The 6,954-nt window shown below is 70.4% G+C and carries 7 protein-coding genes; 6 read left to right on the top strand and 1 reads right to left on the bottom strand.

The window, feature by feature from the left end:
• Positions 1-383: 383 nt before the first annotated feature.
• From ABZT17_RS10695 to ABZT17_RS10675, 5 genes are all read left to right on the top strand, one after another.
• Complete coding sequence (locus ABZT17_RS10695; protein WP_356346444.1) at positions 384-971, top strand: winged helix-turn-helix domain-containing protein; 588 nt, start codon at positions 384-386, stop codon at positions 969-971.
• 78 nt (positions 972-1,049) lie between these two features.
• A complete protein-coding gene (locus ABZT17_RS10690; RefSeq protein ID WP_356346441.1) occupies positions 1,050-2,045 on the top strand; it encodes an NAD-dependent epimerase/dehydratase family protein in 996 nt (331 codons plus the stop codon).
• A gap of 116 nt (positions 2,046-2,161) precedes the next feature.
• Positions 2,162-3,412: a histidine kinase gene (locus ABZT17_RS10685; RefSeq protein ID WP_356346439.1), complete on the top strand. Its 1,251-nt coding sequence runs from the start codon at positions 2,162-2,164 to the stop codon at positions 3,410-3,412.
• Entirely contained in the window at positions 3,397-4,050 is a 654-nt protein-coding gene (locus ABZT17_RS10680) for a response regulator transcription factor (RefSeq protein ID WP_356346436.1), read from the top strand. Before ABZT17_RS10685 ends, ABZT17_RS10680 begins: the two co-directional genes overlap by 16 nt.
• Before the next feature lie 189 nt (positions 4,051-4,239).
• Positions 4,240-5,802, top strand: coding sequence for a DUF1996 domain-containing protein (locus ABZT17_RS10675; protein ID WP_356346434.1), 1,563 nt, complete (start codon positions 4,240-4,242; stop codon positions 5,800-5,802).
• Between the two features lie 82 nt (positions 5,803-5,884).
• Here ABZT17_RS10675 and ABZT17_RS10670 read toward each other — a convergent pair whose 3' ends face one another.
• A complete protein-coding gene (locus ABZT17_RS10670; protein ID WP_356346431.1) occupies positions 5,885-6,301 on the bottom strand; it encodes a hypothetical protein in 417 nt (138 codons plus the stop codon).
• Between the two features lie 118 nt (positions 6,302-6,419).
• Between ABZT17_RS10670 and ABZT17_RS10665 the strand changes: the two genes are divergently transcribed.
• Complete coding sequence (locus ABZT17_RS10665; RefSeq protein ID WP_356346428.1) at positions 6,420-6,935, top strand: tetratricopeptide repeat protein; 516 nt, start codon at positions 6,420-6,422, stop codon at positions 6,933-6,935.
• Positions 6,936-6,954: the final 19 nt, after the last annotated feature.

Raw genomic sequence — 6,954 nt, 5'->3', positions numbered from 1 at the left:
GGCGGGCGCCTCTCGGCGTTGCCCGGCGCTCGGTCCCGTCGCTGGTGGGGTGATGTACGCAACGCCATTTTCATACCAAGGAAGTGTCCGAGCAGTGAGAGAGGGCTCCTCGTGAGGGACATGGTCTGCTTCAATGGGCGCATGGCCAGCTTCCAGAACCACACCGCGACGGGTCGCCATGACCTCGAGCCGTTCTGGCCTTCCCGTCAGCACCATGACTTCGACCGGGTGTGTTGTCGCGCGATGAACGCGCCGGCCCTCTAAAGCCGTACACCCCGGCCTTCGGCCAGCGCGAAACGACGTACGTCCCTCGGCGCGCCCGACCACGAATCGCGGCCGCCGTCCTCCCCGACGAACTCCTCGCGCGAAAGAGCTGACCTCTCATGGCGACCACTCGTTCTCTCTCCACCGCCACCCTCACCACTGCCCCCTCCCAGCCCCCGGCCGTGCGTCACCGACTGCGCGCCGTCGACCGGGACGAGGTCGTCGACGTGGCGGACTTCCTGCCGCCCGGCGCCACCTGGCTGCCGGCCCCGCAGCACACCCTGCCCACCCTGCCGGGCCAGCCCCCGATGATCGGCTATCTGGTGCTCGTCCCGGCCGACCAGCAGCCGCCGTTCCTGCCGGTGGCGGTGCCCGACCACACCGACGTCCGCACCGGCGCCGGCCAGGGCGGCGACCCGCTCGTCCGCATCGACTCCGTGCAGCGCACCGCCGATGTGAACGGCCGCGAACTCGACCTCACCTACCTGGAGTTCGAGCTGCTCGCCCATCTCGTCGCCCACCCGCACCGGGTGCACACCCGCGACCAGCTGGTCACCACGGTGTGGGGGTACGGCCATGTCGGCGACGGCCGCACGGTCGACGTCCACATCGCCCGGCTGCGCCGCAAGCTGGGCGCCGAGCACCGGGGCGTGATCCAGACGGTGCGGCGGGTCGGCTACAAGTACACGCCGCCGACCGGCCGTTGACCGGCTGAGCTTCGGCTCTCCTCTGCCGTCGGCAGACAGGCGTTCCGTCCCGTGGGCGAACCGGGCACAGTCACCGGCATGAGACTTCTGGTGCTGGGTGGTACGGAGTTCGCGGGACGGGCCGTCGTCGAGGCGGCCCTCGGACGTGGCTGGGAGGTGACCGTCCTCAACCGGGGACGGCAGTCGCCTCCGGCGGGCGTACGGGCGCTGCGGGGCGACCGCCTCGCGCCCGACGGGCTCGCCGCCCTCGCCGGGGCCGACGCCGAGTGGGACGTCGTCGTCGACACCTGGTCGGCGGCGCCCCGGGCCGTCCAGGAGTCGGCGCGGCTGCTGCGGGGCCGCGCCGGGCGGTATGTGTATGTGTCCAGCCGGTCGGTGTACGCGTGGCCCTCACCGGCGGGGCATGACGAAGGGGCGCCGCTGGTCGAGGGCGCGCGGCCGGACGCCGGCCTCACGGACTACGCGCGGGACAAACGGGGCGGTGAGATGGCCGCCGTGGACGCGTTCGGTGCCGAGGACTCCGTTCTCGTACGGGCCGGGCTGATCCTCGGGCCGTACGAGAACGTGGGGCGGCTGCCGTGGTGGCTCGGGCGGATCGCCCGGGGTGGGCCCGTGCTCGCTCCGGGGCCGCGGGACCTGCCGTTGCAGCTGGTCGATGTGCGGGACCTGGCGGAGTGGATCCTGGGGGCGGCCGAGCGGGGCCTGGGCGGGCCGTACAACCTGGTCAGCGGGCCGGGGCACACGACCATGGGCGCGCTGCTGGAGGCGTGTGCGGAGGTCACCGGGGGTCGGGCCGAACTCCGTTGGACCGAGCCGGAGTTGATTCTGAAGGCCGGGATCGAGCCGTGGACCCAGCTGCCGGTGTGGACTCCGCCGGGGACGGACATGTACGACGCCGTGCACTCCGGAGACGTGTCGCGGGCGCTGGCCACGGGCCTTGTCTGCCGGCCCGTGGAGGAGACGGTCGCCGACACCTGGGGGTGGCTGCAAGGGGTCGGTGGTGTGGTGCCGTTGAAGGAGGGGCGGCCGGCGGTGGGGCTCGATCCGGCGCTGGAGGCGAAGGTCCTGGGGTGACAGGGCCCCGCTCCCCTCGGAGGTGAAGCCCTTGCGCCGACGGTGTATCCAGCACCACCCCGTTCCGGGGGTCCGGCCCCAGTGACCCCGTGTTTCCGCTCGGACAGACTTGCCGCATGGAGACTTTTTCGAGGGCTCGGGGTGTCGGACTTGCCGCGGGGCGGGGGCTGTTGCTCGCTCTGGTGAGTCTTCCGGGGGCCGTGCTCGGGTTCACACTGGCTCTGGTGTCGATGGCGCTCATACCGGTCGGGATCGGGGCGTACACCACTCCCCCGGTGCTCAGGGGAGTCCGTGCGTTCGCCGACTGGCGCCGGGTCGTCGCCGCCGAGTGGTGCGGGGTGCGGATTCCCTCGGCGTACCGGCCCGTTCCGGAGGGCGGCAACGCCTGGGCGCGGACCTACGCCCTGCTGCGTGACCCGGCGACCTCGCGGGATCTGCGGTGGCTGCAGGTGGACATGACCGCGGGGTTCGTCACCGCGCTGCTGCCGGCGGCGCTGGTCCTCTACGCGCTGGAGGGCCTCGCCGTCGCCGTGGGCCTGTGGCGGCCCCTCTCCGCGTACGGGGGCTACTGGTACGGCTTCGTGCACGTCACCGATCAGGCCTCGGCCATCGGCGCCGGCGCGCTGGCCGGGGTACTCCTCCTCTTCGCCTACCGGTACACCCCGTCCCTGCTGTCCGCCCACTTCCGGCTCACCAAGGCCGTACTCGGCGCGAACCAGGGCGAGTTGGCCGAGCGGGTGCGGGTGCTCACCGAGACCCGGCGGGACGCCGTGGACACCTCCGCCGCCGAACTGCGGCGTATCGAGCGGGACCTGCACGACGGGGCGCAGGCGCGGCTGGTGGCGATGGGGATGGATCTCGGCACCGTCGAGATGCTCATGGACAAGGACCCGGCGCAGGCGAAGCAGCTGCTCGCGCGGGCCCGGCAGTCCTCCGCGGACGCGCTCGGCGAGCTGCGGGAGCTGGTGCGCGGGATTCATCCGCCGGTGCTCGCCGAGCGTGGACTGGGCGACGCGGTACGGGCGTTGGCGCTTCGGCTGCCCGTTCCGGCCGAGGTGACGGTGGAGCCCGCCGGGCGGGCGGACGCGCCGGTCGAGTCGGCCGCCTACTTCGCCGTCAGTGAGGTGCTCACCAACGCCGTCAAGCACGCGGACGCCCAGCGGATCTGGATCGACCTGCACCACGACGAGGGGCGGCTGCGGATCACCGTCACCGACGACGGCAAGGGCGGTGCGGCGGTCGGGGCCGGTTCGGGGCTGGCCGGGGTGGAGCGGCGGCTCGCTACATTCGACGGCGTCCTGGCCGTCAGCTCACCCGCGGGCGGTCCCACCATGGTCACCATGGAGATCCCTTGCGCGTTGTCCTAGCCGAAGACCTCTTCCTGCTGCGCGACGGGCTGGTCCGGCTTCTGGAGGCCTACGGCTTCGAGATCGCCGCCGCCGTGGAGTCCGGCCCCGAGCTCGCCCGCGCCCTGGCCGAGTCGGAGCCGGACGTCGCCGTGGTCGACGTACGCCTGCCTCCCACGCACACCGACGAGGGGCTGCAGTGCGCTCTCCGGGCGCGGGAGGCGCGGCCCGGGCTTCCGGTGCTGGTGCTGTCCCAGCACGTGGAGCAGCTGTACGCGCGTGAGCTGCTCGCCGACGGGAGCGGCGGGGTGGGATATCTGCTGAAGGACCGGGTGTTCGACGCGGAGCAGTTCGTGGACGCCGTACGGAGGGTCGCGGCCGGTGGTACGGCCATGGATCCGCAGGTGATCCAGCAGCTGCTGGCGCGTCGGGGCGGGGCGGACCGGCCGCTCGGGCGGCTCACACCGCGTGAGCTGGAGGTGCTGGAGCTGATGGCCCAGGGGCGGTCCAACGCGGCGATCGCGGAGCGGCTGGTGGTGACGGAACGGGCCATCGCCAAACACACCTCCAACATCTTCGCCAAACTGGGTCTGGAGGTGTCGGACGACGACAATCGCCGCGTTCTCGCCGTCCTCGCCTATCTGGACCAGGACCGGTAAGCGGTTGCTGATTTTCTGTAACTTCCGCTGCTCAGGCGGCTGTTGGGTGTTAATGGATGAGTAAACCTCTGATTTGTTTGTGGGGCGGCTGAACACCCCTGGGACCCCACCCGTATGAGTGGGAGCCGCTTCACTCCTGTCGGGCGCCTCGATGCCCCGCCAAGCCCGCAAGGAAGTCAGAGGAGTTCCATGGGACGCAACACACGGAAACGCCGTACGCCACTGGCCACCAAGGCCATAGCCGCATCGGCGGCCCTAGCGCTCGGTGGGGGCGGGCTGATCTGGGCGAACTTCTACGCCTCGGCGCACGAGTCGAACAACTCGGGACAGAACCAGACCAAGGCCGCCGCCGCGTCGGTGGCCACGATCGCCTGCCCCGACGTGCAGCAGAAGCTGACGAACGTGCCGGCCAAGGCCCAGCAGGGCGTGGCGACGGAGCTTGCCAACCTCGACAAGCAGATCACCGAGGCCTACGCACGGCTCGCCTCCACCCGGCAGGCGCAGGCGGGCGACGCGAACTTCGTACAGAACGCGATCGTCGGCCCCCTGAAGGAGAAGCGGGCCGCGACGCTCGACCGGATCCGCATCGACATCCAGCGGGTGGGCGGCCAGGTCGACGCGGCCTCGCTGCAGGCCCTCGCCGCCTGCACCACGCAGACCGCCAACCAGACCACGGCCGGTGGTGGCAACAACCAGAACGGCCAGAACGGTCAGAACGGTCAGAACGGCGGCCAGCAGAACAACGGTGGCCAGCAGAACAACGGCGGCCAGCAGCAGGGCAACGGACAGGCCTCGGCCGCGCCCAGCGCTCCGGCCAACATCGGCGGTCAGGCCGGCAACGGCCCGGTCGCGGCCGACTTCGTGGACATCACCAAGGTCCAGGCGAACGTCGCCGCGAAGCCGCAGAAGAACGGCAACGCCTCCACCGGTACCTTCACCACCCGGTGCGGTGTGAACGCGAACAAGAACCACAACACCGACAACGTGATCGTGGCGCCCGGCGTGACCAACGGCGCGCACCACCTGCACGACTACGTCGGCAACCAGAAGGTCAACGCGTTCGCGACCAACGACACGCTGATCGCCGACCAGACCAGCTGCCAGAACCAGGGCGACCTGTCGGCCTACTACTGGCCGGTCGTGCGTATCCAGAACGGCACGCAGGACTTCGACCAGAACGCGGACGGCGGTGGCAAGGAGGGCAACGTCGGCAAGATCCTGACGCCGATCCAGGCGCAGATCAAGTACGTCGGCTCGCCCACCAGCAAGGTCACCGCGATGCCGCAGTTCCTGCGCATCATCACCGGTGACGCCAAGACCACCACCAACGGTCTGGCCAACGCCAACGCGCACTGGTCCTGCACCGGCTTCGAGAACAAGGTCCAGCTGACGACGCAGTACCCGATCTGCCCGCAGGGCAGCAACGTGGTGCGTACCTTCGCCTTCCAGTCCTGCTGGGACGGCAAGAACATCGACAGCGCCAACCACCGCACGCACGTCGCCTTCGCGGACGCCGCCGGCAACTGCCAGAACGGCTTCAAGGCGATCCCGCAGCTGACGATGCGCCTGGTGTACAAGATCGCCCCGCCGGTCCTGCAGAACGGCCAGGTGAAGAACGCCTACGCGGTGGACGGCTTCCCGGAGCAGCTCCACAAGCCGGCCACGGACCACGACGACTTCATCGCGGTCTTCAAGAACAACCTGGCGACCACCATCGCCAACTGCATCAACACGGGCCGCAAGTGCCAGTGACGCAGGCCCCCTAGGGGACCAAGGAGCGGGCGGTGGGATCTCCCACCGCCCGCTCTTCGTCTGCGCTTCGGTACCGCGAGGTTCAGCCGCTGTGGCCGGTGTGGGCGCTGTGGTCGGTGCCGATCTCCTCCTCGCCGCCCAGAGTGGTCTGCAGCTTCTTGACCACCTTGTCGTCGCCGACGGCGACCCACTTGCGGCCGACGAGGTAGAAACCGCCGTAGTCCTTGGCGTCGTTGATCCACTCCCGCTGGCCGCGGTCGGTGGCGAAGGTGGCGAAGACGTACTTGCCGTCGGAGGTCTTGCAGATGGCCTGGCGGACCTCGTCGGCGTCGATCTGCATGTCCGGCTTGCACTTCACCTGGGCCGCCAGGCTCTCCAGCGTGCCGGTGGCGGTCACCGGGATCTTGGCGGCGGCGTCGCTGTCTCCGGATCCACAGCCCGCCAGCCCCAGGACGGCCGCGGCGCCCGCCGCGGCGAGCATCGGTCGGGTCAACCTCATCTGTTCCTCCGGGTCGCTGTTTCTGGCCCGGGCCGCAAGGGCCCGTTTCCTTGCATACGGCTGTGGGGCGCGAGGCGCTCAAATCCGGTGTGTGGAGGTGGTACGGGTGTGCGAGGGTATGCCGGTGAACCAGGACTGGGAAGATCGCGTGAGCAACGCGTGGGCCACCTTCGACGACTATCCGGAGGAACGGGCGGACGAGTTCCGTGCCGTGATCGACGCGCTCGCCGCGGAGCTGCCCGAAGGCAGTCCGCTCGGGCCGTTCGAGCGGGCCTGCGCATGGGACTCCACGGGCCACTCGGACAAGGCGGTGCCGCTGTACGAGGAGGCGCTGGAGCGCGGGCTGAGCGAGGTCAGCCAGTACAAGGGCAGGCGGGCGAAGATCCAGCTGTCCAGCTCGCTCAGGAACATCGGCCGGGCCGAGGAGGGCGTCAAGCTGCTGACGCCGGAACTGGACGCGCCCTCGGACGAGTTGGACGACGCGGTACGGGGATGTCTCGCGCTGTGCCTGTCCAGCCTCGGCCGCGACCGTGAGGGCCTCTCCCTCGTGCTGGGCGCCCTGGCCCCCCATCTGCCGCGCTACCAGCGGTCCATGGCGAACTACGCACGGGCGCTGGTCGAGCCGGAGGTCTGAGCGGCGGATCGATTCGCCC

Source organism: Streptomyces sp. NPDC005648, assembly GCF_040605395.1.
Lineage (GTDB): Bacteria > Actinomycetota > Actinomycetes > Streptomycetales > Streptomycetaceae > Streptomyces.
Note: the sequence above shows the minus strand (reverse complement) of the source record. Positions and strands in the feature narration are given on the sequence as shown.

Coding starts and splice junctions, on each gene's coding strand:
- ABZT17_RS10695 (WP_356346444.1), top strand. CDS start 384: ATGGCGACCACTCGTTCTCTCTCCACCGCCACCCTCACCACTGCCCCC.
- ABZT17_RS10690 (WP_356346441.1), top strand. CDS start 1,050: ATGAGACTTCTGGTGCTGGGTGGTACGGAGTTCGCGGGACGGGCCGTC.
- ABZT17_RS10685 (WP_356346439.1), top strand. CDS start 2,162: ATGGAGACTTTTTCGAGGGCTCGGGGTGTCGGACTTGCCGCGGGGCGG.
- ABZT17_RS10675 (WP_356346434.1), top strand. CDS start 4,240: ATGGGACGCAACACACGGAAACGCCGTACGCCACTGGCCACCAAGGCC.
- ABZT17_RS10670 (WP_356346431.1), bottom strand. CDS start 6,301: ATGAGGTTGACCCGACCGATGCTCGCCGCGGCGGGCGCCGCGGCCGTC.
- ABZT17_RS10665 (WP_356346428.1), top strand. CDS start 6,420: ATGCCGGTGAACCAGGACTGGGAAGATCGCGTGAGCAACGCGTGGGCC.